Source organism: Phenylobacterium sp., from assembly GCF_016124325.1.
GTDB lineage: Bacteria > Pseudomonadota > Alphaproteobacteria > Caulobacterales > Caulobacteraceae > Phenylobacterium.
The window spans coordinates 32,328-57,563 of the sequence record NZ_WGNY01000001.1; the positions used below are offsets into that span (position 1 = coordinate 32,328).

The 25,236-nt window shown below is 70.7% G+C and carries 24 protein-coding genes; 17 read left to right on the forward strand and 7 right to left on the reverse strand.

Annotated features, from left to right (window positions below; genetic code table 11):
* Positions 1 to 9 precede the first annotated feature (9 nt).
* The 3 genes from GC203_RS00195 to GC203_RS00205 are packed head-to-tail and all read left to right on the forward strand — an operon-like array spanning position 10 to position 2,082.
* A complete protein-coding gene (locus tag GC203_RS00195; protein WP_293450103.1) occupies positions 10 to 861 on the forward strand; it encodes a DUF692 domain-containing protein in 852 nt (283 codons plus the stop codon).
* Positions 854 to 1,633 carry a DNA-binding domain-containing protein gene (locus GC203_RS00200; protein WP_293450104.1) on the forward strand — a complete coding sequence of 260 codons (780 nt, stop codon included), beginning with the start codon at positions 854 to 856 and terminating at the stop codon, positions 1,631 to 1,633. The genes GC203_RS00195 and GC203_RS00200 overlap by 8 nt, the downstream gene beginning before the upstream one ends.
* Complete coding sequence (locus GC203_RS00205; protein WP_293450105.1) at positions 1,630 to 2,082, forward strand: DoxX family protein; 453 nt, start codon at positions 1,630 to 1,632, stop codon at positions 2,080 to 2,082. The genes GC203_RS00200 and GC203_RS00205 overlap by 4 nt, the downstream gene beginning before the upstream one ends.
* 116 nt (positions 2,083 to 2,198) lie before the next feature.
* On the opposite strand, the gene GC203_RS00210 is transcribed toward GC203_RS00205, so the two are convergent.
* On the reverse strand, positions 2,199 to 3,035 hold the full coding sequence (locus GC203_RS00210; protein WP_293450107.1) for an alpha/beta hydrolase: 837 nt from the start codon (positions 3,033 to 3,035) through the stop codon (positions 2,199 to 2,201).
* A 131-nt stretch (positions 3,036 to 3,166) separates the two neighbouring features.
* On the opposite strand from GC203_RS00210, the gene GC203_RS00215 reads away from it, so the two are divergent.
* The 3 genes from GC203_RS00215 to mtnP all read left to right on the forward strand — a co-directional run bounded on the left by GC203_RS00215 (position 3,167) and on the right by mtnP (position 5,280).
* Positions 3,167 to 3,742 (forward strand): TetR/AcrR family transcriptional regulator, encoded by a 576-nt coding sequence (locus GC203_RS00215; protein WP_293450109.1) that lies wholly within the window; start codon positions 3,167 to 3,169, stop codon positions 3,740 to 3,742.
* A 174-nt stretch (positions 3,743 to 3,916) separates the two neighbouring features.
* Positions 3,917 to 4,375 carry a hypothetical protein gene (locus GC203_RS00220; RefSeq protein ID WP_293450111.1) on the forward strand — a complete coding sequence of 153 codons (459 nt, stop codon included), beginning with the start codon at positions 3,917 to 3,919 and terminating at the stop codon, positions 4,373 to 4,375.
* Positions 4,376 to 4,389: 14 nt separating this feature from the next.
* The gene (gene mtnP / locus GC203_RS00225; RefSeq protein WP_293450113.1) at positions 4,390 to 5,280 is read left to right on the forward strand and encodes an S-methyl-5'-thioadenosine phosphorylase; all 891 of its coding nucleotides are present in this window, start codon (positions 4,390 to 4,392) and stop codon (positions 5,278 to 5,280) included.
* Here mtnP and GC203_RS00230 read toward each other — a convergent pair.
* The 3 genes from GC203_RS00230 to GC203_RS00240 are packed head-to-tail and all read right to left on the reverse strand — an operon-like array spanning position 5,253 to position 7,528.
* On the reverse strand, positions 5,253 to 5,858 hold the full coding sequence (locus tag GC203_RS00230; protein WP_293450115.1) for a TIGR04282 family arsenosugar biosynthesis glycosyltransferase: 606 nt from the start codon (positions 5,856 to 5,858) through the stop codon (positions 5,253 to 5,255). The genes mtnP and GC203_RS00230 overlap by 28 nt on opposite strands.
* Positions 5,848 to 6,585: a TIGR04283 family arsenosugar biosynthesis glycosyltransferase gene (locus tag GC203_RS00235; RefSeq protein ID WP_366501226.1), complete on the reverse strand. Its 738-nt coding sequence runs from the start codon at positions 6,583 to 6,585 to the stop codon at positions 5,848 to 5,850. Before GC203_RS00235 ends, GC203_RS00230 begins: the two co-directional genes overlap by 11 nt.
* Positions 6,551 to 7,528, reverse strand: coding sequence for a radical SAM protein (locus tag GC203_RS00240; RefSeq protein WP_293450119.1), 978 nt, complete (start codon positions 7,526 to 7,528; stop codon positions 6,551 to 6,553). Before GC203_RS00240 ends, GC203_RS00235 begins: the two co-directional genes overlap by 35 nt.
* Positions 7,529 to 7,701: 173 nt before the next feature.
* On the opposite strand from GC203_RS00240, the gene GC203_RS00245 reads away from it, so the two are divergent.
* The 3 genes from GC203_RS00245 (at position 7,702) to GC203_RS00255 (ending at position 11,121) form a co-directional block, all read left to right on the forward strand.
* Complete coding sequence (locus GC203_RS00245) at positions 7,702 to 8,760, forward strand: methyltransferase domain-containing protein (RefSeq protein WP_293450121.1); 1,059 nt, start codon at positions 7,702 to 7,704, stop codon at positions 8,758 to 8,760.
* Positions 8,761 to 8,848: 88 nt separating this feature from the next.
* Complete coding sequence (locus GC203_RS00250) at positions 8,849 to 9,964, forward strand: inorganic phosphate transporter (RefSeq protein ID WP_293450123.1); 1,116 nt, start codon at positions 8,849 to 8,851, stop codon at positions 9,962 to 9,964.
* Positions 9,961 to 11,121 (forward strand): FAD-dependent oxidoreductase, encoded by a 1,161-nt coding sequence (locus GC203_RS00255; RefSeq protein ID WP_293450125.1) that lies wholly within the window; start codon positions 9,961 to 9,963, stop codon positions 11,119 to 11,121. The genes GC203_RS00250 and GC203_RS00255 overlap by 4 nt, the downstream gene beginning before the upstream one ends.
* Positions 11,122 to 11,284: 163 nt before the next feature.
* Here GC203_RS00255 and GC203_RS00260 read toward each other — a convergent pair whose 3' ends face one another.
* Complete coding sequence (locus GC203_RS00260) at positions 11,285 to 12,304, reverse strand: helix-turn-helix transcriptional regulator (protein ID WP_293450127.1); 1,020 nt, start codon at positions 12,302 to 12,304, stop codon at positions 11,285 to 11,287.
* Between the two features lie 280 nt (positions 12,305 to 12,584).
* On the opposite strand from GC203_RS00260, the gene GC203_RS00265 reads away from it, so the two are divergent.
* The 6 genes from GC203_RS00265 to GC203_RS00290 all read left to right on the forward strand — a co-directional run bounded on the left by GC203_RS00265 (position 12,585) and on the right by GC203_RS00290 (position 19,489).
* Positions 12,585 to 13,526 carry a PEPxxWA-CTERM sorting domain-containing protein gene (locus GC203_RS00265; RefSeq protein WP_293450129.1) on the forward strand — a complete coding sequence of 314 codons (942 nt, stop codon included), beginning with the start codon at positions 12,585 to 12,587 and terminating at the stop codon, positions 13,524 to 13,526.
* Between the two features lie 338 nt (positions 13,527 to 13,864).
* A complete protein-coding gene (locus tag GC203_RS00270) occupies positions 13,865 to 14,842 on the forward strand; it encodes a helix-turn-helix domain-containing protein (RefSeq protein WP_293450131.1) in 978 nt (325 codons plus the stop codon).
* 350 nt (positions 14,843 to 15,192) lie between these two features.
* Entirely contained in the window at positions 15,193 to 15,936 is a 744-nt protein-coding gene (locus GC203_RS00275) for a PEPxxWA-CTERM sorting domain-containing protein (protein WP_293450133.1), read from the forward strand.
* Between the two features lie 206 nt (positions 15,937 to 16,142).
* Positions 16,143 to 17,249, forward strand: coding sequence for an HlyD family secretion protein (locus GC203_RS00280; RefSeq protein ID WP_293450135.1), 1,107 nt, complete (start codon positions 16,143 to 16,145; stop codon positions 17,247 to 17,249).
* A gap of 4 nt (positions 17,250 to 17,253) precedes the next feature.
* Positions 17,254 to 18,879 carry a DHA2 family efflux MFS transporter permease subunit gene (locus tag GC203_RS00285; RefSeq protein ID WP_366501230.1) on the forward strand — a complete coding sequence of 542 codons (1,626 nt, stop codon included), beginning with the start codon at positions 17,254 to 17,256 and terminating at the stop codon, positions 18,877 to 18,879.
* Between the two features lies 1 nt (position 18,880).
* Positions 18,881 to 19,489 carry a TetR/AcrR family transcriptional regulator gene (locus GC203_RS00290; RefSeq protein WP_293450137.1) on the forward strand — a complete coding sequence of 203 codons (609 nt, stop codon included), beginning with the start codon at positions 18,881 to 18,883 and terminating at the stop codon, positions 19,487 to 19,489.
* A gap of 111 nt (positions 19,490 to 19,600) precedes the next feature.
* Here the strand turns inward: GC203_RS00290 and GC203_RS00295 are convergent, their stop codons facing one another.
* Complete coding sequence (locus tag GC203_RS00295; RefSeq protein ID WP_293450138.1) at positions 19,601 to 22,630, reverse strand: CHAT domain-containing tetratricopeptide repeat protein; 3,030 nt, start codon at positions 22,628 to 22,630, stop codon at positions 19,601 to 19,603.
* Positions 22,631 to 22,801: 171 nt separating this feature from the next.
* On the opposite strand from GC203_RS00295, the gene GC203_RS00300 reads away from it, so the two are divergent.
* Entirely contained in the window at positions 22,802 to 23,983 is a 1,182-nt protein-coding gene (locus tag GC203_RS00300) for an acyl-CoA dehydrogenase family protein (protein WP_293450140.1), read from the forward strand.
* A gap of 14 nt (positions 23,984 to 23,997) precedes the next feature.
* The gene (locus GC203_RS00305; RefSeq protein WP_293450142.1) at positions 23,998 to 24,417 is read left to right on the forward strand and encodes a MerR family DNA-binding transcriptional regulator; all 420 of its coding nucleotides are present in this window, start codon (positions 23,998 to 24,000) and stop codon (positions 24,415 to 24,417) included.
* Here GC203_RS00305 and GC203_RS00310 read toward each other — a convergent pair.
* On the reverse strand, positions 24,414 to 25,136 hold the full coding sequence (locus GC203_RS00310) for a sensor histidine kinase (RefSeq protein WP_293450144.1): 723 nt from the start codon (positions 25,134 to 25,136) through the stop codon (positions 24,414 to 24,416). The two genes, GC203_RS00305 and GC203_RS00310, sit on opposite strands and share 4 nt — an antisense overlap.
* Positions 25,137 to 25,236 lie beyond the last annotated feature (100 nt).

A 25,236-nucleotide genomic window follows, 5' to 3' on the forward strand; every position in this document is an offset into this window, starting at 1 on the left:
AGCACGATGATGCGACCGACCGCCGGACTGGGCTTCAAGCCCGAACACTTCGACGAGGCGATGGCCTGTCAGGCGGTCGGACTGTGGTTCGAGGTTCATCCCGAAAACTACATGGTCGCGGGCGGCCCAAGGCTCGCCATGCTGGAGGCGCTGCGCTGCGATCACGAGCTGAGCCTGCACGGGGTCGGGCTGTCGCTGGCCGCCGACGCCGATCCCGACCCGGCCCACCTGGCTCGCCTCAAGGCGCTTGTGGACCGGTTCTCGCCATTCGTCGTTTCAGAACACCTGGCCTGGTCGGCCTGGCAGGGCGCCTACAATCCCGATCTGCTGCCGTTTCCCAGGACCCGCGCGGCGCTCGATCGCATTGCCGCCAACATCGACCGGACCCAGGCGGCGCTCGGCCGCGCCATCCTGGTCGAGAACCCCTCCCTCTACATGCCCCTGGAGGGGCATGACCTGGACGAGGTCGAATTCCTCCTGGAGCTGGTGCGGCGCACAGGCTGCGGCCTGCTGGTCGACGTCAACAATGTCTTCGTGAGCGCCTGCAACCTGGGCTTCTCCCCCGAAGCCTATCTCGACGCCGTCCCCGGGAGCGCGATCGGCGAGATCCATCTGGCCGGCCATACGCCGGACGGCAGGCTCGGGGAGCGCCTGCTGATCGACACCCACGGCGCCCCGGTCGCCGAGCCGGTCTGGCGTCTCTATGAGCGCCTCATCGCGCGTGTCGGCGCCAGGCCCACCCTGATCGAGCGGGACGAGGATATCCCGAGCTTCGGTGACCTGCTGAGCGAGCGCGACCGGGCTGCGGAGATTTTGGCCGGTGGGTCACTTTCCGCCGATCCGGACCTCGCCCATGTCTAGTCTCGCCGCCTTCCAGGACGCCTTCGCCGCGGCTCTGCGGGATGGTCGCCCGCCCCGCGGCTACGGAGATCCCGCGCGGCTCGAGGCCGGCATGACGGTCTATCGCAACACGGTCTTCAAGGGCCTCCTGGATGCGCTCCGCGCGAATTTTCCGACCGTGGAGCGACTGGTCGGCGCCGAATGGTTCTCCGCCGCCGCCCATGCCTATCTCGAGGTCGACTGGGCGCGAGGGCCCTCCCTGATGGCCTTCGGCGAGGGCTTCCCGGACTTCCTGGCGACGTTCCCGCCGGCGGAGGCGCTGAGCTACCTGCCTGGCGTGGCGAGCCTCGACCGCTTCTGGATCGAGTCCCACACCGCGGCGGACGCCCCCGTCCTGGCCTCAGGCGCCCTGGCGGACCTGCCGCCGGACCGGCTCTTCGAACTCACCCTGCGGCTCCATCCGAGCGCACGGCTGGGCTGGTTCCCCGATCCGGCGCCCACGATCTGGCGGCTGAACCGCCCGCCCGCGCCGGCGCCGGACGAGGTTCAAGTGGACTGGCGCGCCGAGGGCGCGCTGGTGGCCCGGCCCTGGGGGGACGTGGTCGCGTTGGTTCTGGACGCGGCGGGTTTCGCCTTCCTGAAGGCCTGCTGGCGCGGAGAGCCCTTGGGCGGCGCGGCGACGGCCGCCCTCACGGCCGACCCCCAGGCCGACCTGTCGCGCCACATCGCCGCCTTCATCGACTTCGGGGCCTTCGAGCCCCTGCAATCGGCCATTGGGAGACCAGGCCCATGACATTGAACCCGACGACCGCGCTCAAGCCTGTCCAGATGTTCGGCCAGACGGCGGAGAAGCTGCTGCCTGACGGGCTGTTGCTGCTGGTCGCGCGCTTCGGCGCGGCCGGCGTCTTCTTCCTCTCCGGGCGCACGAAGGTCGAGGGGCTCCTGACGATCACGCCAGGAACCTACGCCCTCTTCGCCGAGGAATATCAGGTGCCGCTGATCCCATCGGACATCGCCGCGCATCTGGCGACCTATTCGGAACACCTGTTTCCCATCCTGCTCGTCCTGGGGCTCTTCACGCGCCTGTCGGCCGCCGCCCTCCTGGGCATGACCCTGGTGATCCAGACCTTCGTCTATCCCGACGCCTGGCCGACGCACCTGAGCTGGGCGGCGATCCTGCTGCCGCTCCTGGCCCGCGGCGGCGGCGGGCTGTCTCTCGACCGTCTCCTCGGCGTCAAATGAGACGCTCTGATCTATCGCGGCGCCAACGGGCCTGAGCCGCAGGCTGGCCAGGTTGGCGGGTGTTCCGCCCGGACGTCCAAGTCTGCGGCACGATCTGGTCGACCTATGCGCTGGCGCTAGGCCAAGTGCGCCAGGATCGCGCTGATCACCTTGTCGGACTGCAAGATGCGATTGTGGCCAAGTCCCTCAGTTTGAACCAGGGCGGCGGCCGGACAGGCGGACAGGATCGCGTCCGCATCGGATGGACGGGCGACCTCGTCAGCGGCGTCGTAGGCGAACATCAGGGCCTGTGCGGGATCCGGCCTCCAGGCAAGTCCGCCCTCAAGCTGAGTCCACGAGGCCTCGAACTGAGCCGCGATGCGAACCTTCACCAGGTCCAGGGCGGCCTGCGGCGCACGGCTTCGCTGCATTCGCTCAATGGGCACGTAGGGGAAGAAGGGCGTCGCGATACAGACGAAGCGCTCGGCGGCGATCCCGTGCGTCCGGCGCGCCGACATCATCGCCAGCGCGCCAGCCGAGTGACCGATCCACGCGTAGGGCGCTTGTCCCACACAGGCCTGAAGTTCGGCCGCGTCTTCCATGAATCGATCGAAGCCCATCGGCATGGGATCGGAATTCCCATGTGCGCCCGCATCAAAGAAGACGGCGCGGAAGCCGTGGTCTGCGAGCGCCAGGGCGATCTTCGCCATCTGGGCGCCTCTGCCGCCCCATCCGTGGACCAGGAGCACCGCTCGGCCCTCGCCGACAGACCATCCGGCAAGGCGTCGGGAATCCGCGAAATGGAAGCTCTCGCACTGCGCCAGCAGGGCCTCGTCCTGAGGCCGCAACGGCATCGGGGCCAACCGGCCGTGGCGAAGGCTTTCGTAGAGTCCCTCGGCGACCTCCTCAATCGTCGCTGACGTCTGGTCGGTGAGAACCTCGGCGGGCGCCCGCGTCGCCTGATCCCGTTCCATCTGCGTCTCCCTGTCTTGAACAGGTGGACATCCATCCATTGTCTATATAGACCGGTCAATATAGTTCTGATCGCAGCTTTGCTGTCGTCTCAGGCTGTGGCAGGCCTCGTTGAGGGGAGTGGAGCCAGATCTTGCCGCCGCCAGCAAAACACCGCGACGCGATCGTTGACGCCGCAGTCCGACTGTTCAGGCAGAAGGGCTATGCGGCGACGGGGCTGGCCGAGATCGTCGAGGCGAGCGGCGCGCCGAAAGGGTCCGTCTACCACTACTTTCCCGGCGGCAAGGCCGCGATAGGCGCGGCGGCCGTGCGGGAGGCCGGACGACGGGTCCTAGGAACCGTCCGGGGCCTCGCCGAATCCACCCAATCGGCGGGCGAACTCGTGACGGCGCACGCCGAGCTTCTGGCCGCTTGGATGGCGCAGTCCGGCTATCGCGACGGCGCGCCCATGACGACCGTCCTGCTCGAGAATGCGCCCCAGGACGGGCCGATCACCGCTGCCGGCCAGGATGCGCTGCGGGCATGGTCAGGCGAACTCGCCGCCCGTCTTGAGCGAGACGGCGTAGCCTCCGATCGAGCCCAGCGCCTCGCGTCACTGACCTTGTCGGCCCTTGAGGGCGCGCTGGTGCAGGCGCGGGTTGAGCAGAGCGGACTGCCGCTGATCATCGCCGCGCAGGAACTCTCACGATTGTATCTGGCCTCGGTGTGAGCTTTGCGCGGGCCGCGGCTGGGACGGCTGGGCGTCCAAATCCAACATCCGTGGCTTCGCGGGCGCGCGCGGCGGGCTGGACAGCAAAGCGCTCGCTGAACCTGTAACCTCGCTGCGGCGCCGCACGAACTAATCGGAGATCGGCGGATGCGCGCCGAGCTCGGAGGAGACCGAATGGCTCAGGACAGGCCCGTGCTGCTGGCGCGCCCTCATCCCTTCATCGTGGCGGAGATGCGCCCCTTGCTGGAAAGGCTCGGCTACGCGCCAACGCCTGCGGCGTTCGAGACCCTCTCGGCGGGCGCTGCGGCCTCGGCCGCGGGCGCGATCATTTCAACGGCGATCAGTTCGACGATCCCCCAGACCGCCGCTGACGTCTTCGAGGCGCTGTCGCGTCATGCGCCGGCGGTTCCGGTGGTCTTCGCCGGCCTCACCGACATCGCTGTGGCGCGGACCGTCATCGAGCGTCTCGCTCAGGCGGGCGGGCTCACGGTCCTGGGGATCGCCGAGGCGGCTCGCGATGTGGGCCGCCTGGGTCGGTCGGGCGTCGTGGTCTATGTCGCCAAGGACGACATCACCGCGGCTGACGGCGCCGAGACGGTCGGGCGCGTCCTCAAGACCCACTTCCGCGGCTAGGGCGAAGGCAAGACATGACCGAGTGGAAGCTGGGGGTGATCGGCGGTTCCGGTCTCTATGAGATCGAGGCCTTGGAGAACCGGTGCTGGGTGTCGATGGCGACGCCCTGGGGGCCGCCGTCCGACGACCTTCTGATGGGCGAGATGGATGGCGTGGGCGTCGTCTTCCTGCCCCGTCATGGGCGGGGGCACCGCCTTCCGCCCGGCGACATCAATGCGCGCGCCAATATCAGCGCGCTCAAGCAGGCCGGATGCACCGACATCCTCTCGATTTCCGCCGTGGGTTCTCTACGCGAGGATCTCGCGCCCGGAGCCCTGGCTGTGGTCGGCCAGTATGTCGACCGCACGGCCAGGCGCCCCGGAACCTTTTTCGGGCCTGGCCTGACCGCCCACGTCTCGATGGCGGAACCGACCTGCCCGCGGTTGTCGGGGCTGGCGGTCGAGGCCGCCCGCGACCTCAGCATGGCGGTGGCCGAGGACGTCACCTATCTGGCCATGGAAGGGCCGCAGTTTTCGACGCGGGCCGAGAGCCGCATCTACCGGGGCCTCGGCTGCGACGTCATCGGCATGACCGCCATGCCGGAGGCCCGGTTGGCGCGCGAGGCGGAACTGCCCTACGCCAATGTCTGCCTGGTCACCGACTACGACGCCTGGCGCGAGAGCGAGGCGCCGGTTGAGGTCGCCGCCGTTCTCGATGTCATGCGACGCAACGCCGAGACCGCCCGGCGGCTCCTTGTCGACGTCATTCGGAGGTTGCCGCGATCACGAGCCGCCTCGCCCATCGACACCTGCCTCGACCATGCGGTGGTCACCGACCCAGTGGCATGGGACCCGGAGGCGGTGGCGCGGCTCATGGCGGTGAGCCCGCGCCGCTTCGGTCACCAGGGCCGGAAGTCGCCGGTCTGAAGCCGGGCGAGCGCGCCTGCGTCATCCACGTCTTCGCGGATCGCCAACATCGCCACGCGCCGACCTTTGAGATTGCGCATCGTGTCGGCCAGGGTGTCGGGGCTGGACCAACGGACGTCCCGGAAGATGTCGGGGTGAGCCGCCGGCCGGCGAAGGCCGATGAGCCAGTAGCCACCGTCGGCGGCGGGGCCGAACACCGCGTCCGCGGCGCCCAGGGCCCTGAACGCCGCAACGACATCGCGTTGACCCACGCCGGGCGTATCTGCGCCGATAATGACGACCGGGCCGGGCGGCAGCTGGGCCAGCACGCGGCCCATGCGCGCGCCCAGGTCTCCGCCGCCTTGCGGGAGACCGCAACCGGCGCCCGCCCAATCCAGCGGGCGATCCGGGGAGCCGGCGATCCAGCTCGTCCAGCGCCGACCGTCGGCCAGCCGCCGTCGCAGCGCCGAAAGCGCCCGTCGCGCGAAGCGCAGGGCCGCGAGGTCGCCGATCTCGCGGGCGAGCCGCCGTTTGCCGACGCCGTACTGCGGGCGACGGGCGAAGATCACCAGATGGCGGCGGCGCGGCTCAACGGCCATAGAGCTTGGCGATCCGGTCGACCGGCGCGCCCAATCCGTAGAGCGCAAGACAGCCGAGATTGCGCAGGCTGCGGGCGATCCACCCGTCCTGGCGCCAGCGGCGGGACGAGGTTCGCGCCGCGACGGGCAGCGGCGCCAGGCGGCGGCTTCCGAGGCGGCGCACGAGATCGACATCCTCCATGAGCGCCAGGGGCCGGTAGCCGCCGACCAGCCGGTAGAGATCGCGAGGGATCAGCAGGCCCTGATCGCCGTACGGCAGGGCCAGCAGGCGGACACGGGCGGCGACCAGGCGCTCCAGCACCCTGGCGCGCCAGTCGCTGTCGTCCAGGGCAAAGCGGAAGCTCGCCGCACGCTCGGCCGCCTGCGGCCGGCAGGCGAAGGCGTCCACCGTGTCGCGCCAGCCGGCGTCCAGCTGGGTGTCGGCGTGTAGGAACAGCAGCCAGGCGCCGCGGGCGGCCAGCGCGCCGGCATGGAGCTGGACGCCGCGCCCGCGGGCGGCGTCGATCACCTTCGCGCCCAGGCGTCGCGCCCGCTCGGCGCCGTCATCCGTCGAGCCGCCGTCCACAACCACAATCTCATCGGCCTCCGCCACCGAGGCCAGGCAGGCCGGCAGGCCTTCCGCCGCGTTCAGGATCGGAATCACGACGGAAATGGAGGGCGGCTGCGACGGGCGTGGAGCTTGGGTCAAGGGGCTAGGCGGCGCTGCAGCTGGCGCCGCCCAGGACACAGAAGCGCGCGCAATGGGGATGGTTGAGGCGCACCGGCGCGGCGGCGCCCGCAAGGGTCGGGCCGAGATCGAAGTCCCTGGCGTATGGCGTGAGGGTGCAGGCGACGACGGTCGGACGCGCCGCGCCCTTGCGCTTCACCACCATTCGGCTCGTGGCGCACATCACCGAGTCCGGGGATCTCCCCAGGATGCCCCAGCAGGCTTCGGTGATTTCAGGCGCGTCGACGGCGGCGTCCATCTCGGGAAAGAGCACGAGGCGGCCAGGGTCATCCGCCGGGACGTCCAGACCAAGGCGGTCGAACAGTTGGGCGTATCCGGCGCGCGCGGCCGCCTCGCTCTCGCCCGCCAGGCGGCGACCGGCGATGTCGACGACGAAGCCGTGCTGCGCGAGCCACTGAAGGCCCGACGTGGCCTTGGCCCATGCGCCGGATCCTCGCTCGGCGTCATGCACGGCCTCGGTGTGATGGTCCAGGCTCACGCGCAGCGTGAGCCGCCCGCTCACCTGGTCGCGCAGGCCCAGGAGCGCGGTCTTGCGCAGCAGCATGGGGCGCATGGCGTTGGTCAACACGAGCACCCGGTATCCCGCCGCGAGCGTGGTCTCGAGCATCGCGATGATTTCGGGGTTCATGAACGGCTCACCCCCCGTGAAACCGATCTCGCCCGGCGCAAGGCCGAGGCGCTTGGCTTCGTCCAGATAGTCACGAACCTCGGCGAGGCTCAGATAGACGAGGGCGTCATTTCTGGGCGAGCTCTCGATGTAGCAGTTGCGACAGGTCAGATTGCACAGCGTCCCGGTGTTGAACCAGAGGGTTTCCAGGCCGGTGAGGGCGACACGCGCGCGGGCCGAACCATCCAGGGTGAACTCGGGGTCGCTGAACTTGCGCGGGTCCAGCGCAGGCGCCTGCGACGACTGAAACGGGGAGCGGCCAGGATGGATGGTCAACTGTGATGTCTCCGGCTCCGCCCGGTCGCACCGGGCCATACCTCCCCTAGTTCGAACGGCGGCCCGACCTGGTTACAGCGTCCGGCGCCGGTGAAAAACCCGACCTGAGCTGTAACCGGCGCGCGGCGTCCGACGAACTTCTCCATGCAAACCCAGATCAGAGAGGAGCCTTCATGGACGACATGGGCCTTGAAAACGCGCGCGACTACTATGGTCGGGTCCTTGGGGGCTCGCAGGATCTGCGTACGGACGCCTGCTCGACTCTCGAAGCGCCCCCACCGCGGCTGCGCGAGGCGATGGGACGTGTCCATGAAGAGGTTCGGGGCCGCTACTACGGGTGCGGGCTCATCGCCCCGCCGGTCCTCGAGGGCGCTCGGGTCCTCGATCTGGGCTGCGGCGCCGGGCAGGACGTCTACGTGCTCGCTCAGCTTGTCGGTCCTTCTGGGCAAGTCGTCGGCGTGGATGCGACGCCCGAACAGCTCGACGTCGCCCGCCGCCACGCCGAGTGGCATCGCGCCGCCTTCGGTTATGCGGCCTCCAACGTGGCCTTCATCGATGGCGACATCGCCCGTCTGCAGGACCTGGGGCTCGATTCTGGCGGCTTCGACGTCATCGTCTCCAATTGCGTGATCAATCTCGTGGAGGACAAGGCCGCCGTCTTCGCCGCGGCCAGGCGCCTCCTGAAGCCCGGCGGCGAGCTCTACTTCTCCGACGTCTATGCCGATCGGCGCGTGCCGGCGGCCCTGCGTCGCGATCCCGTCCTTCATGGCGAGTGCCTGGCCGGGGCGCTCTACTGGGGTGACTTCCTCGCCCTGGCGAAGGACGCCGGCTTCTCCGATCCCCGCCTGGTGTCCGATCGCCCATTGGCGGTGGGAGACCCCCGCCTTGCGGAGATGACGGCGCCGATCCGGTTCTACTCGGCGACCTATCGGCTCTTCAATCTGGAGGGCTTGGAGCCCGCCTGCGAGGACTATGGCCAGGCGGCGCGCTACCGCGGATCTGTCCCGGACGCGCCCCAGAGCCTGACGTTGGACAAGCATCACATCTTCGAGGTGGGGAAGGTCGCGCCAGTCTGCGGGAACACCTGGCGCATGCTGGCCGAGAGCCGCCTGGCGCCGCATTTTGATCTCATCGGGGACATGTCGCGTCACTTCGGCCTCTTCGAGGGCTGCGGGGCCGGATTGCCGTTCGACCGGCTCACCGAGGCCGCTCATGCGGCGGCCTGCTGCTGAGCGCGACCGCTTCCCATCCCCAACACCTGCACCAAGGCCGACCGCCCCCGCTGCGGCGGCCCTTAAGGCGATACTTCCGGGTCCTCAAATGTTCCTGCTCTTCTCGCTGGCGCTCGCGGCGGCGTTCCTGGCGCTCTCAAACGGCGCGAATGACAATTTCAAGGGCGTGGCCAGCCTCTACGGCGGCGGCCTGGCGAGCTATCGGACGGCCCTAGCCTGGGCCACCGTGACGACGGCCGCCGGATCCATCGCATCGGTCTTCTTCGCGTCCGCCCTGCTGCACAAGTTCACCGGCAAGGGTCTGGTCCCGGATGCGCTGGTGACCTCCGAGATCTTTGTCATCTCGGTCGCGGGCGGGGCGGCGGCCACGGTGATGCTCGCCAGCCGGCTCGGATTTCCCATATCGACGACCCATGGTCTTCTGGGCGCCCTGGGCGGGGCCGGCGCGGCCGCGGCGGGCCCGGACGCCATCGACACCCTCACCCTGGCGAAGAGCTTCGCCCTGCCTCTTCTTCTGGGGCCGGTGCTGGCGATCGCCCTGGGCGCCGTCGTCTTTCAGGTCCTGCGGCTTGGGCGCCGGCCTGCGGCGGAGGCGGCCTGTCTCTGCATCGATCCTGAGACGGCCGTGCAACCGGCGGGGGCGATGGCGCTGGTCGCCGGGCCGACTTCGCTCAGCCTGCACGTTTCCACGGTCGAAGCTTGCGACGCGGCGGGGCAGGGACGTCTCGCGCGTCTCGACGCAGGCCATCTCGCCGACCGGCTCCACTGGGCCAGCGCCGGCGCGGTGTCCTTCGCGCGAGGCCTCAACGACACGCCCAAGATCGCGGCCCTCCTGCTGGTCGCGCCCATCGTCTCACCGGGGTGGAGCATCGCGTTCATCGCGCTCATCATGGCGATCGGCGGGGCGATCGGCGCGCGCCGGGTGGCCGAGACCATGAGCCGGCGCATCACGCGCCTTGACCCCCATGAAGGCTTGTCGGCCAACCTCGCTACATCATCATTGGTCCTGGCCGCGAGCTTCTTTGGCCTGCCGGTCTCCACGACCCACGTCTCGGTCGGCGCGCTCTTTGGAATCGCCATGACCACTCGCGAGGCCAACGCCCGGACGATGATCGGGATCGTCCTGTCCTGGCTGGTCACCTTGCCCGTCGCGGCGCTCGCGGCCGCGCTGGTCTACAGGCTCGCGGCGAGCTTCGGCACATGACGGAAACCGCGGGGTCGACACGCCTGCGGCTTGTCCTGGTGGGGGCGGGGCATGCCCACCTGCTCCTCCTGCGACACGCGCGGCGCCTTCAGGCGGCCGGCCTGGCCGTATCCCTCGTGGCGCCCCCACGGTTCCGCTATTCCGGGGCCGTGACAGGGGTGCTCTCCGGCCGATATCCGCCCTCCTACGGCGAGCTCGATGTGGGCGCACTGGCCGGTCGCCGTGGCGTCGTCCACCTGGCCCGCACCGTGACGTCGGTGGATCGGGCGCGCCGCAGGCTCCAGCTGAGCGATGGAGGCCTCCTGAGCTACGACCTCGCCAGCTTCAATGTCGGCAGCGTGATGACTCCGGCGGCCTTCGGTGGGGAGGCTGCACGGGTCTGGTCGGCCAAGCCCCTGGCCAGCCTGGTTCGCCTGCGAGCGGTTCTGGAGCGGGAGATGTCCGAGACCGGCCGCGCGCCCAGCCTCGTCGTCGCTGGGGGTGGGCGCTCCGGGCTGGAGATCGCCGCCGCGCTCGCTGGCCTCGCACGCCGGAGTGGCGTTCGACCCGACGTTGTCCTTGTGAGCGCCCACGGACAGCCGACGGGTGATGGCGCCCCTCCGGCGGCGTGGCGAAGGCTGGGGTCGCACCTCGAGCAGGCCGGCGTGCGCTTCGAGATCGGGCGCGTTGCGTCCCGCGAGCTTGATACGGTGCTCTTGGACACCGGGCGGGAGCTCGAGGCCCGCCACCTAGTGCTGGCTCACGGGCTGGCGGCCCAGCCCCTGATGGAACGACTTGGGCTGCCGTCGGCCGTGGACGGCGCGCTTTGCGTCGACGCGACGCTGCGTCCGCCGGGGGACCCCAGCATATTCGCGACGGGCGACGGCTGCGCCTTCCTGGAGGCCCCACGTCCACGCATGGGCGTCTTCGGCGTACGCGCCGCACCAGTCCTGCTTCACAACCTGCTGGCCGTTGCACGGGGCGGCGAGCTGCGAAGCTACCGGCCGCAGAGGCGATGGCTCTCGATCATGGACCTGGGCGACGGGAACGCGTTCGCGACCCGCGGATCGGCCTGGCGGCTCAGCCACGACATGCTTCGGCTGAAGACTTGGTTGGACACGGCCTTTCTGCGGCGTGTGGGGGCGTTCGGGACTTCGTACGACTTGCGCACTTTCTGACGCAGAGCGCTTGCGAAATGCAAAAATTACAATATAATCAGTAACATATATGCGGCGTGTGTGACTTAAAATCCGCTTCTGCTTGGCAGAGTGCCGGTTCGAGCCCGGCCGCCCGCACCAGGCAGGTTGAAGGCGCCGTCGTCCCGTTCGGCGCGGCCCCGGGCTATTTCGGCTTTGCGTCCTGAGCCGGGGCGGGCCGGTTGAGCGCGCGGACCAGTTCCACCTTCGAGTGGACGCCGAGCTTCTGGTAGGCCGAGGCCAGCTGGTTGCGGACGGTCGAAGCGCTGACGTTGAGGCGCGCGGCGATCTCGGCCTGGATCATGCCGCCCGCGTAGAGCCGCGCCGCGCGCAGCTCGGCCGGCGTGAGGCTGAGGGTCCGCCCGCGCGGAATCGCCCAGAGGAGATTGCGGTCGGGGCCCCGGCACAGCTTGAATTCGTACGGTCCCAGGTCGACCGTCGTCGCCTCGCCGTCGTGAAGGCGGTCGAGCGCGGCCGGGAGGCGCGGCCCCAGCCAGTTCGGCGAGACGGCGCGGACCGCCAGGCAGAAATCCATGCCGGCCGCATGCAACAGGCCCTGCCTGTCGGTGACCGCGCAGCTTTCGGTGTCGCCGAGGCCGATGACCGAGCCGTCCGCCATGGCGCGGGCGTGCTGCGCCACCTGAGCCAGCTGCCAGGCGTTGGGCAGGTGGATGGAGAGCTGCTCGAACAGGTCGCGCTCGTCATCGCTGAACGGAGAGCTTCGGTCGGCCCGGAACAGCACGATCATGTCGCCCAGGTTCGTCACGGCGTTGTGCTGGGCGACGCCCAGCATGTGCTCGACCCCCGAGGGTTTCAGATAGGCCTCGTACATGGGCGTCCGCTCGAACGCCTCGCGGTCCATCAGGTCCTCCGGGCGGAGGGCCTTGCCCGGCTGCGCGGCCGCCGCGTCGCGGAAATGGTCGCGTCCCTGCCAGGCGTTCGCATAGGCCATCACCGCCGCCGGCGGAAAGTCGACCATGGCGACGCTGAGCATGGCGTTGGTGGAGAAGATGCCCGAGCCCCAGACCGCGGAATCGAACGGGATCGCCGCGCGAAGCTGGGCCAGCGCGCGTTCCTTGAAGGTCTCGAAGGGCTGGGCGACGACACCGCGATAGAGTTCGGCGACGATCTGCTGGACGGACCCGCCCGCCTGCGCCTGGGACATGGGCTCTACGCGGCCCCCGTTCGTGCGGCAGGCGGGACAGGCTGCAAAGTCATCGTGCGCCGTGAGGTTTGAGAGCGAGCCCCGGATCCAGGATTTCGCCTAGCATCCGGCTCGTATCCAAAGCCTGAAGCCCAACAGAATCCGACCGGCATAGTAGGTTGATACCATTGTCGCCCCCGAACGCGGCGTGGGAACTTGCGGATGCCTTTGTCGTCAAGTGCAGGGGGCTTCCGATCGAGGTCTGTGTGTGACCCGCGGCGCCCCGCGTAAGGAGTTTGTCGTGGCTTTGATTTCGCGCCAACGGGGCTTCTTCATCTCGGTCTTCGCGCTGGCCAGCCTGGCGGCGACGGCCGGACAGTGCGCCAACTTCCTCGCGCAGACGACGGCCGCCAGCGGCACGATCCAGACGCCTGGGGTGACCGACAACAAGAACGTCAGCGGCGCCGCGCCGGTGTCGGCGACCTCATCGAGTTCCGTCGACAGCTCGTCCGACCAGTTCGCGCGGGGCTCGTCCTACAGCTCGGCCAGCGCCGAGGCGGGCGCGGTCCACGCCTATTCGTCGGCCACGGGCGAGACGTTCGGCGTGAACTGCTGCACCAGCGGGGGCGGAAGCGCCAGTTCGACGGGCCAGTTTTCGGATCTCTTCTTCCTGAGCTCGAGCGACATCGCGGCCGGGACCAAGGCGACGATCACCGCGACGGTCTATGTCGACGGGGCGTTTCTCTCGGATCAATCGGGCGTGGCCTGGAGCGGCAGCGAGTGGTGGCGCGCGTCCGCCTACACGGGCGACACGCCGTTTTCGGTCTCCGGCTCCCGCAATGGCAGCGCGGGCGGCGGCTTTTCCGAGAGCGGCGCGTCGTTCGGCGCCTACACCATCACCTTCGGGGCCTTCTTCGGCCAGAACAACCTGATGCAGATGACCGTCGAGACCGAGGCCTTCGCCAGCGCGGGCGGGCCGGGGCTCAACTTCTCCAGCTTCGCGACCGACCTCGGCGACACCTTCGCGTGGGGCGGCATCCAGAAGGTGATGGTTGACGGCACGGAAGTGACCGACTTCAGCGCCCTCAGCGCCGACACGGGCTTCGACTACCGCTACGCCTATGTGGAGCCCGGTAGCGGCGCCGTGCCGGAGCCGGCGACCTGGGCGCTGATGCTCACGGGCTTCGGCCTTGGCGGGACGATGCTCCGCAGCCGGCGCGTCCCGCGCCAACAGATCGCCTGACGCGCCGCCCGCCCGGCCGCGCATCGCGCGCCGGGGGCGCCGTCGGGCCACGGACCGCGGGTCACCGCGGCGGCGGCGCCTGTCGCGCTGCGCCTGAACTCGCAGCACTACCCTGCGCGGGCGCCGCCGTACTGGCGGCTTGGCCCCGTCCGACCAACAGGACGACCGCGCCGGCCAAGCCGAAGCCGCGGGTCGTCAACCCTCGGTTCGCGAGCGAACTGTTTTCGCGGGTCCCGGCGGAGTATAGGGAGGCGCGGATGTTTGGCGCGCGACCGCGTGCGCCTTCGGTCCCCTAGGTTTTATCGTTTCGTTTCTCGTTTTGCGCGTGAAGTGCGTCCATGGCCCAGAAACGCGGTGACTTCCACTTCACGACCGACGATTTCCAGCCGCACGAGCGGGTCGCCGCCTATGAGGCCTGCCTGGCGGCCCTGGGACGGCCGCAACGCCTGAGCGTAGTCGACGGGGCCTTCAGCGGAAACATCACCGCCCAGCGGCTCGGGCCGATCCTGACCGCGGAGATCCGCACCTCCAAAGCCTCGGCCCAGCGCGACGGACACTCGATCGTGCGGGCGCCGCAGGACGGCGTCCTCATCTTCGAGCAACTCGACCAGACGGGGATCGGCCTCGCCGCGCCGCAGACCCAGCTCGATCGCGTCCTGCCCGGGGACCTGGTGTTCTTCGACGCGAACGGCGCGACGGAGGTGGTTCCGGACACCATGCTCCATGTGCGCACCTGGGTGCTGCCGCACCAGCTGTTCAAGCAGGCCGATATCACGATGGACATGGCCGACCGCGGGATGCGCCTGTCGCGGGAGCATGGGATGTCGGCCATGGTGCTGACATTCCTCAACACGCTGAGGCAGCAGTCCGACCGGCTCGACATCGCCCAGCTCGGGGCGAACGCGGAGATCGCGGCGCGGCTCGTCGCCTCCGCCGCAGGCGCCGGGGCGAAGGACGAGGCCTATCTGGAGGCGGGGCGCGCCGGCCAGTTCGCGCTGGTCAAGCGGCGGATCCGGGAGCAGCTGAACGACCCGCTGCTGTCGCCGGGCCGGATCGCCTCGGACATGCGCATCTCGGTGCGCAAGCTCCACGCCCTGTTCGAACCGACGGGCGAGACGTTCAGCCAGTATGTGCTGGGCCAGCGGCTGGCGGCGGCCTACGCCCTGCTGCGCAATCCCTACTACGACGGGCGGCCGATCACGGACCTGGCCCTGTCGCTCGGCTTCAACAGCCTGGCGACCTTCTATCGCGCCTATGGAGCGACGTTCGGCGAGACCCCGAGCGAGACGCGCGCGGGCGTGACCGAAACCGCCTGAACCCCCGTCCGGGCCGCACTCCGTCCGCGGTCGTGCACGCAGCAGGAGGGATGCTGCACGCAGCGAGACGACCACCGAGCGTCGGCCTGTCATACAGCCGCTGACCCAAGTGCAGCGGATTGGTGAGCTCAGGACAGGACGGCAGATCACAACCGAAGTCTAATTTCAGCCCGACGCGGCAAGCGCCGCGACGAGATGAAGTCCGTCCCCGTGGCCATTTCGGGCCTGCTGTTCGGCGTCCAGATCGCCATCAACGCTGTGCGCGCCTGAACCGCAACTTACGAGCCGGGAGGATCTGCTTTTCCGGCTCGCAGAATGAAAGGTATTCGATTGTGAAGAGTCTAAGAAGCGTGGCGGGCTTCGCCGCGGGCGTGGTCGCCAGCCTGGCGTTCATCGGGTCAGCCCAGGCCGCCCAGCAGGTGGACCTGCAGCCGTATGTGAACGCCAACGTGAACTTCTACTCCGGTGGTTCGAGCTATCCGTATGGCCTCCACGGAACGTCCGTGAACATTGGCGGCGTCGACTTCGATCTGGCCTCCGCCTACGACGCCGGCCTGAACTACGGAACCGGGATCATCCAGTTGAGCGGCAGCACGCCCTCGGCGGTTTCGATCGCGGCGTCGGCGTCCAACGTCGACATCGCCTATGTGATCCTGAACTCGACCCGGGGGACGTTCGACTCAGTCGTCGGCAACCTGACCTTCCGCAACGGCCAGAACCTCGTTTCGTACGCCCTGCGCGAAGGCGTCAACATCCGGGACCATTTCCCGGGGTCCTTCAACAACGTCGCCACCGACCTCTTCGCGAGCGAGAGCTACTCCTACGGTGAGCGCTACGACGTCTATGCCTTCGACATCTCCGCGCTCGGCGGCGACGTGACTGGCATCGACTTCAGCTCGACCGGAGCCGGCGACCCGGCGGGCTCGCCGTTCCTGGCCGCGATCACCCTGGACAACCGGGCCCCGGCTTCCGGCGGCGGCGACGCCGTCGGCGGCGTTCCGGAGCCGGCGACCTGGGCGCTGATGATTTCCGGCTTCGGCCTTGCGGGCGCTTCCCTCCGCAGCCGGCGCCTCCTGCGCCAAGAGATCGCCTGACGCAACGCGGGCCCGGCCGCGCATCGCGCGACGCCGGGTCTGTCGTCAGGCCACGAACCGCGGCCCACCGCGGCGGCGGCGCCCATTCAGGACTGTGCCCGAACTCGCAGTTCCACCCCGATTGGGCGCCGCCGTACTGGCGGCCTTGAGGCCGGCGCGTCACGCTCGTATGTTGGACTTTGTCGTCCAATTTTGGGGCTGTGGCGATGAGTTCATTCCTGCAGAGGCGCATCGTGCCGATCGCGGCCGGGACGGTCGCGGCGCTGGCCGTGGCCGCGGGCGCGACGGTCTGGTGGCTCGATCGCCAGCACTACGAGGCCACCGACAACGCCTTCGTGGCCGCGGACAAGGTGACGATCGCGCCGCTGGTGGACGGCTACGTCGCCGAGGTGATGGTGCGTGATAACGAGGCCGTCCGCCCCGGCCAGCTGTTGATCCGGATCGATCCGGCGACGCTCCAGGCGCGCCTGGCGCAGGCCGAGGCCAACGCCCAGGCGCTGGAGGCCGCCGTCGCGGCCGTGGACGACAAGGCGCGGTTGGAACAGGCGATGATCGCCCAGCGCGCCGCGGCGGTGGACGCCGCCGACGCCCAGGCGAAGTGGGCGACCTCCGAGATGAACCGCTACGGCGCGCTGGCCAGGTCGGGCTGGGTGTCGCCCCAGCGCGCCCAGACCGCGCGCACGGCCCAGGACCAGGCGACCGCCGGCGTCGGCCAGGCGCGCGCGGCCCTGGAGGCCGAGAAGCGGGCGGCGCAGGCGCTGGGCTCGGCGCGCGAGCAGAGCGTGGCCCAGGCGCAGGCAGCGCGGGCCGCCGCCCAACTCACCCGCATCGACCTGTCGCGGACCGAGGTGCGCGCGCCGGTGGCCGGCGTGGTCGGCGCCCGCAGCGTGCGCGTGGGCCAGTACGTCCGGCCGGGCGGAGCCCTGATGAGCATCGTGCCCCTGGCCGACGCCTATGTGGTGGCCAACTTCAAGGAGACCCAGGTGGCGCGCATGCGCGTCGGCCAGCCGGTGGAGATCCACGCCGACGCGTTCGGCAAACAGGCGATCCGCGGGCGGGTGGAGAGCTTCGCGCCGGCGACCGGGGCGGAGTTCGCGCTGATCCCCGTCGAGAACGCGGTCGGCAACTTCACCAAGATCACCCAGCGCCTGCCGGTGCGGATCGCCATCGACCGCGACCAGCCCCTGGCCGGCGGCCTGCGGCCCGGCCTGTCGCTGAAGGTGAAGGTGGACGTGACCAAGGACACCGGGCCCGCCTTCGCCGAGTCGGGCGACGGCCAGGACCGGCTGGCGCGCCGGGCCGCGGCGCGCTGAGGCCGTGAGCGAGGCGGCGGCCACCTCCGCTCCGTCGGCCGCTCGCTCGGCCGGCGCGCCAGCGATGCTGGGCGCCGACGGCCGGGCCGTCGACTGGGTGAAGGTCTTCCTGGGCTTCGGCGGCATGGTCATCGGCCAGTTCATGGCCATGCTCGACATCCAGATCGTCGCCAGTTCGCTGGTGCAGATCCAGTCGGGCATCGGGGCGACCAACGACGAGATCAGCTGGGTGCAGACCATCTACCTCCTGGCCGAGGTGGTGATCATGCCGCTCACCGCGTACCTGACGAAGATGTGGGGCACGCGGACGTTCTACGTGGTGGCCTGCGTGGGGTTCATCGTGACCTCGATGGGCACCGGCCTGTCGTCGACCGTGACGATGATGATCGGCTTCCGGGCGCTCCAGGGGCTGTTCGCCGGGGCGATGATCCCGCCGATCTTCGCCACGGCCATGACCGTCTTCCCGCCCGAGCGGCGGCTGACGGCCAACGTGATCGTGGGCCTGATCGTCACCCTGGCGCCGACCATCGGCCCCACCCTGGGCGGCCACCTGACCGACCTGCTGAGCTGGCGCTGGCTGTTCTTCATCAACCTGCCGGTGGGTGCGCTGGTGGTGTTCCTGGTCTGGCGCTACGCCGACTTCGACAAGGGTGATCCGAACCTCGCCAAGGGCGTCGACTGGTGGGGCCTGGGCCTGATGACCGTGTTCCTGCTGTCGATGCAGTACGTGCTGGAGGAGGGCAACGGCGACGGCTGGTTCGACGACGCCTGGATCCTGTGGCTGACGGTGACCGCGGGGCTGACGGGCGTCGCCTTCATCTGGCGCCAGCTCAGCTATTGGCAGCCGATCGTCTCGCTGAAGCCGTTCGCCGACCGGAACTTCTCGCTCGGCATCGTGATGACCTTCGTGACGGGCGTGAGCCTGTTCGGCGGGACCTTCCTGATGCCGATCTTCCTGGGCCAGGTGCGCGGGTTCTCCTCGGCCGAGGTGGGCACGACCATGCTGGTCTCGGGCCTCACCATGTTCCTCTCCGCGCCGATCGCGGGCCGGCTGGTGCGGATGGTCGACGCGCGCCTGGCGATGGTGGGCGGTTTCTCGCTGGCGGCCTGGGCGATCCAGCTCGGCGTGCGGGTGACCGACCAGTGGGGCTTCGCCGAGTTCTTCACCCTGCAGGTCGCGCGTGGCCTGGGCACCATGTGCGCGATGATCGCGGCCCAGCAGATGAGCATCAACACCCTGCCGGTGACGATGATGAAGGACGCCTCGGGGCTGATAAACCTGACGCGCAACGTGGCGGGCGCGATCGGCTTGGCGGTGCTCACCACCATCCTCAGCCACCAGAACGCCGTGCATTTCATGGACCTGGCGAGCGCGGCCAGCCAGGCCAATCCCACCACCCAGGCGATGATGGACGGTCTGGACCAGATGATGACCGCCGGCGGCCTGGCCGACCCCGACGGGACGGCGCGCAAGGCGATGAGCCTGATGATGCATCGGCAGGCCGCGGTGTTGAGCTTCGGCGACGCCTTCGCCGTGCTGGCGCTGGGCTGCTGGTTCGCCGCGGGTCTCGCCCTGTTCGCCCGGCCTGGTCCGGCCATGCCGCCGGTCGAGCGCGCGGGGGCCCACTGACGTGCCTCGGGTCGCCGGCCAGATCGACGTCGCCAAGAACGAGGCGATCCTGGACGCCGCCGTCGAGGTGATGAGCGAGCGCGGATTCAACGCCTCCCTCGACCAGATCGCCCGGCGGGCCCGGGTCTCGAAGCAGACGATCTACAACCACTACGGCTCCAAGGCCGAGCTGATCCGGGCGCTGACCGAGCGGCGGGTGCGCGAGATCACCGCCTCGCTCGGCGCGCCCGACGCCGCCGCCAACCCGGAGAAGGCGCTGACCGACTACGGGCGCGCGCTGCTGGGCGCCTTGCTGTCGCCGCGTGGCGTGGGGCTGATGCGGGTGGCCATGGCGGGGGCGGCGGATGCGCCGGACGTGGCGCGGGCCATGTACGAGCATGGCACGCGGGCGAGCCGGGCGAAGCTGGCGCGGTTCCTGGAGGCCGAACATGCGGCCGGGCGCCTGGATGCGCCCAACCCGATGCGGGCGGCCGAGATGTTCGGCGGCATGGTGATCGGCAGCCTGCAGATGGCCTTCATGCTGGGGGCGATGGACAGCCTCGCCCCGGCCGAGGCCGACCTGATGGCCGCCGAAGCCGCCCGCCGCTTCATGCGGGCCTACGCGGTCTAGAGCCTTCCCGGATCAGGTGGGATCACCTGATCCGGACGAGAAGGCTCTATTTTCAAGCATATGGAGCCCGTCCGGGCGGGTAAACCGGTATCCACTTCACCCTGACGGGCTCTAGCTGGACGCGGCGATCAGCACGAACGGCGCCCAATAGGCCGGGTGCGCCCATTCGGGCCGCCAGCCGGGCAGGCGCGAGCCGTCGGGCCGGCGGCCGGTGCGCACGGCCCGCTCGGCTTGCTGCAGCGCCTGGGCCTTGCCGAGGCGAGGGTGGGCGCGCTGGATCGCCAGGGTCTCGACCGTGAGCGCCGCTGTGGCGTCGTCGAAGACCCGCCAATGGCTGACGAGGAGCGCGCGGGCGCCGGCGTAGAGGAACGCGCGGGCCAGGCCCGAGAGGCTGTCGGCGCCGGGGGCGCCGTCGCCGCTGGCGGTGTTGCACGCCGACAGGATCACCCAGTCGGCCGAGAGGTCGAGGGCGGCGGCCTCCGAGGCGGTGAGCACGCCGTCGTCCTGGGCGCTGGGCCGCGCGGGCGGGGTCAGCACGAGCCCCGGCTGGGCCAGGCCGGCGATCTCGTGCGAGAGCAGGCCGTGGGTGGCGATGGCCACCACGTCGGCGCCGGCGAGGTCGGGGGCGGTCTTGATCGCCGTCTCGGTGGCCTGCTGGCCGATCCGCAGGTGGCCGGGCGCGGCGCCGAGCGTGCGGGCCATGGCGCGCAGCTCATCGGCGGCGCCGGGCAGGGGCTCGAAGCTGGGCTGCGCCGCCGCGTCGGCCGCGGAGAAGTCCGGATCGCCGAAGCCCACGAAGCTCCAAGTGCGGGCGGCGGGCCGGCGCGCCGGGGGCGCGGCGCGCAGGGTGGCCGCCGACGGCAAGGTGATCAGCGCGTAGCGGTCGGCCAGCCACTGGGCGTTGCGCAGGCCGGCGAGCCCGGTCTGGCCATCGGGCGGGAGGTCGGACACCAGCAGGCCGAGCGGCAGGTTCGCCGTCGCGCCGGAGGTGGTGACGTAGAGTGTGTCGACGCCGGCGAGCGCGGCCTCCACCGGGCCGAACAGCTCGCGGTAGAGGGCGTGGGCCGCGCCGAGGTCGAAGGCCGGAAGCGCCGCCTCGGCGTCCGGCTCGGCCGCGCGGTCGCCGCACGAGCGGTCGTCCAGCTCGCAGCGGAGGGCGCGGACCCGGCGGGCCAGGTCGGCGGCGCCGCCCTCGATCCGGTTCCAGGCGGCATGGCGGCGCGAGACGGCGAACACGTAGACGTCGTCGTCCACCGGGGTGACGAGCAGCAGCCCTTCGCGCGCCCGCAGGCGCCGCTGGACCTCGGCGACGGACAGGGCGCCGGGCGTGGCCATTTCGGCGTACCGCGGGTTGTCGCGCTGGAGGCGGGCGTCGAGGCTGGCGAGCTCGCGCCCCACCGCGTCGAGCGCCACGCCGATGCGGGCGGCTTCGGCGGGGTCGGCCTTGGGCAGGGCGCGCACCATCTGGTCCTCGATGCGCTTGGCCTGGCCGGCGAGGGCCTGGCGGACGCGGGCGTCGCCCTTGGCGAGCTTGCGGCCGAGCGCGGCGCGGGCTGCGGTCTGGGCGAGCGCCTGGGCGGCGGGCGAGGCCGACAAGTCCTGGGCGGCGGTGAAGGCGGCGTCGCGCAGGCGCGGGGCCTCGTCGGGCTCCCGAGCCGCGGCCAGCCAGGCCAGGCGGACGTAGCGGCGGAAGACCGGCGCGTCGGCGTCGCCCGCGGCTTCGGCCGCTCGGGCCCGGCGGATGGCCGCCTCGGGATCGGAGCCGGCGGCCCGCAGCTCGGCGTGGCGCTGGGCGCGCACGATCCCCACCGCGCGGGCGGCCATGGCCTCGGCCTGGACGTCGTCGTCGCGTTGGTGCTGGAGGTCGGCGAGGGCGTCATAGGCCGCGCCGGTGGCCGGGTGGCCTTCGCCGAGCTCCAGGCGGCGGATCTGCAGGGCCTTGCGCAGCAGCGGCTCGGCCTCGTGCGCGCGCCCGGCGGCGGCGAGGTCGCCGGCCAGGGCGACGAACGCCGAAGCGGTGGCCGGATCGCGGTCGCCGCGGGCGACGAGCAGGATCGCCAGCGCGCGACGGTGCAGGCGCTCGGCCTCGGCCGTCTCGCCCCGGGCGGCGAGGTTGGCCGCCAGCGCGCCGTAACTGGCCGCGGTGGCGGGATCGCGGTCGCCCAGCAGGCGGCGACGGATATCCAGCGCCTCCCGCAGGAGCGGTTCGGCTTCCTTCGGGCGACCCTGGGCGTCGAGGTTGGCTCCGAGCGCGGCGTCGGCGGCGGCGGTCGCCGGATGACGTCGGCCCCGCAGCTCGCGGTCGGTCTTCAGCGCCATGCGGTGGAGGGGCTCGGCCTCGGCGTGGCGGCCCTGGGCGTCGAGGTTGGCGGCCATGCGGGCGCAGGCCCGGGCCGTGGCGAGGTCGTGGTCGCCCAGCGCGCGGCGACGCAGCGCCAGGGCGCGGCGGAGCAGGGGCTCGGCCTCGGCGTGGCGGCCGAGGTCGTCGAGCGTGGCGCCGAGCGCGTCGAGGTCGCCGGCCAGCCGCGGGTCATTCTCGCCGAAGAGGCGGGTGTCGACGCCCAGCGCCTCGCGGAAGAGCGGCTCGGCCTCGACGGGGCGGTCCTGGGCCCGCAGCAGATCGGCGAGGGCGGCCGAGGCCGCGGCCGCCTGGGCGGTCTTCGCGCCGAACACCGCGCGGCTGGCGTCGAGGAGCATCCGGCGCAGCGGTTCGGCTTCCTCCAGGCGTCGCTGGCGCTCCAGAAGGCCGGCGAGGTTGCTCACGGCCACCAGGGTCTGAGGATGGCGGGCGCCCAGGGTCCGACGGTCGATCTCCAGCGCGCGCCGATAGAACGGTTCGGCTTCCGCCTCCCGGCCGCGATGGGCGAGCGCCTGGCCGATCCACGAATAGGACGCCGCCGCCACGGTCGAGTCCGGGCCATAGGCGCGCGCCTCGATCTCGACCCGGCGGCGGGTCACCTTCTCCAGCGCCTTCCAGTCGCCGGCCGCGCGGGCGGCCTCGGCCTTCGCCACCAGCGCCTGCCACCGCGCGGCCTCCTTGGGCGCGAGCGGGCTTGTCGGCGCGTCGGCGGGCCACGCGGCGCCGGCGATACAAGACAAGGCGCAGGCCAACAGGCCCGCGCGCCAACGCCGGCGGAGCATTCCACTGTCCTTCGAATCCCGTAGGGACCGAGCCTAACGGGTCCCTGTGACAATGCGAGTGAGGCGCGACGCCGCGTCGGATAAAGTTTGCTTCACGCTCCGGCGCCCGTGGTTTGTGGGCGTGAAGCGGGCGATGAAACCGCGGCGATGGGGCGGAAAGGCGGCGGGACGATGGATCTCGAACTCAGCCAGGCGGACCTAGCCTTCCAGGCGGAGGTGCGGGCCTTTCTCGACGAGAACCTGACGCCGGAGCTGCGCGCGGCGGGCGCGCGCCTCACCAGCGTCTTCTGCGAACCGCGCTTCAGCCTGCCCTGGCAGCGCATCCTGCACGCCCGCGGGTGGGCCGCGCCGGCCTGGCCGAAGGAATACGGCGGGCCCGGCTGGACCGAAGTGCAGCGCGCCATTTTCGCCGCCGAGTGCGCGCGGGCCTGCGCCCCCAGCCTCTCGCCCATGGGCCTGAAGATGGTGGGCCCGGTGATCATGGGCTACGGCACGGCCGAGCAGAAGGCGTTCTACCTGCCGCGGATCCTGTCGGGCGAGGACTACTGGTGCCAGGGCTATTCCGAGCCGGGGTCGGGGTCGGACCTGGCCTCGCTCCAGCTCCAGGCGCTGAGCGACGGCGACGACTACGTGCTGTCGGGCTCGAAGATCTGGACGACCCACGCCCATCACGCCAACCGGATGTTCTGCCTGGTCCGGACCAGCCGCGAGGGCAAGCCGCAGCAGGGGATCACCTTCCTGCTGCTGGAGATGAACAGCCCGGGGATCACGGTGAAGCCGATCATCACCCTGGCCGGCGAGCACGCGGTGAACCAGGTGTTCTTCGATCAGGTCCGCGTGCCCAAGGCCAACCGGATCGGCGCGGAGAACCAGGGCTGGACCGTGGCCAAGTACCTGCTGGAGTTCGAGCGGGGCGGGGGCTCGGCGCCGGGTCTGGGCGTAGGGCTCGATCGCGTGGCGCAGATCGCGGCCGACAGCCACGACGACGACCCGCACCATCGCCGCCGCCGCGCCGAGGCCGAGATCGCCGTGACGGCCATCGACATGTCGGAGCGCCGGGTGCTGTCGGAACTGGCCGGCGGCAAGAACCCCGGACCGGCCTCGTCGATGCTGAAGATCAACGGCACGGAGGCGATGCAGCGGATCGACGAGCTGTCGATCGCCGCGCTGGGAGCCTACGCGAACGTGGACCAGCCGGCGGCGCGGGAGCCTGGTTCGAACATTCCGCCGGTCGGGCCAGAATCTGGCCTCACGGCCATGCCACGCTATCTGAACAACCGGGCCGCCTCGATCTATGGCGGCTCCAACGAGATCCAGAGGGACATCATCGCCCGGCTCGTGCTCGGGCTTTGAAGGAGGAGACGCAGATGAGCGCGCTGATGGGATTCCGCCGTCCGCCGCACCGGACCTATTCGATCACCCAGCTGTGCCGCGAGTTCGGGGCCACCCCGCGGGCGCTGCGCTTCTATGAGGAGCAGGGCTTGCTCTCGCCGGCCCGGCGGGACCTGACCCGGGTCTATTCCTACAAGGACCGCGCGCGTCTGGTCCTGATCCTGCGCGGCCGCCGCGTGGGCCTGTCGATCGCCGAGATCCGCGACATCCTCGACGCCTACGATGAGGAAGGGCTGCCCGCCCAGGACGCCGAGGCCCTGCGCATCCATCGCAAGCGGATCGCCAGGCTGGAGGCCCAGCGCCAGGAGGTCGAGGCGGCGATCCAGGCCCTCAAGGCCGCCGCCGACCACTTGGAGCGGCAGTATCCCGACGCGCCCGCCGCACCTGCGCGCTAGTCGTCGACCCAGGCCTCGAAGGAGCGGTCCAGCGCCGCCGGCCGGCCCAGCGGCGCGCGGATCGTGAACGCCGTTCCGCCGTCGGCTCGGATGCTGAGCGCCCCGTTCAGGTCGCGGACGATGGCGGCCACGATCGACATGCCGAGGCCTCCCGGCCGGCGCGCGTCTCCGAGGCCCTTGCCGGCGTCGGCGACCGTCAGCACCAGATCCCCGCCGTCGCGGCGGCATGTGACGTCGAGCTGGCCGCCCGGCCGGTCGTAGGCGTGCTTGGCGGCGTTGATGGCGAACTCGTTGACGGCGATCGCCAGCTGCTGGGCCATGTCGGCGGGGACCCGCAGCGGCGCGGCCTGCACGGCGCAGCGGAGGCCCGTGGTCGCCCCGATCATCTCGCAGAGCCCCGCGAGGAACGGGCCGATCTCGACGCTCGGCTCACTGGTCTTGTCGCCCAGATAGCGATGCAGTTCGCCAACCGCGATCAGCCGCGCGCGGCTGGCCTCCAGCGCCGCCTGGGCGCCGGCGTCGCGCGACCGAAGCTGTTCGAAGACCAGCAGGTCGGTGGCGAGCTGCAGGCTGTTGGCGATGCGGTGGTTGAGCTCCTGAATCTGCCGTTCCTGGGCCTCGATCCGGGCGCGGGCGCCGGCCAGCTCCTGCGCGAGGCCGACGCTGCGCGGGCGGCTGTCGCCGGAGATACGGTCCAGGGGCGCTGCGGTTGCGCGCATGACTTGTTCCGTTCCGTACAGTTAAGCTTTCCTTCGTGTCGACAGCAGCGTTCTGCACCCGCCAGTCGTTCAACAACCAGGTACGGGTAGTAGTTCCACG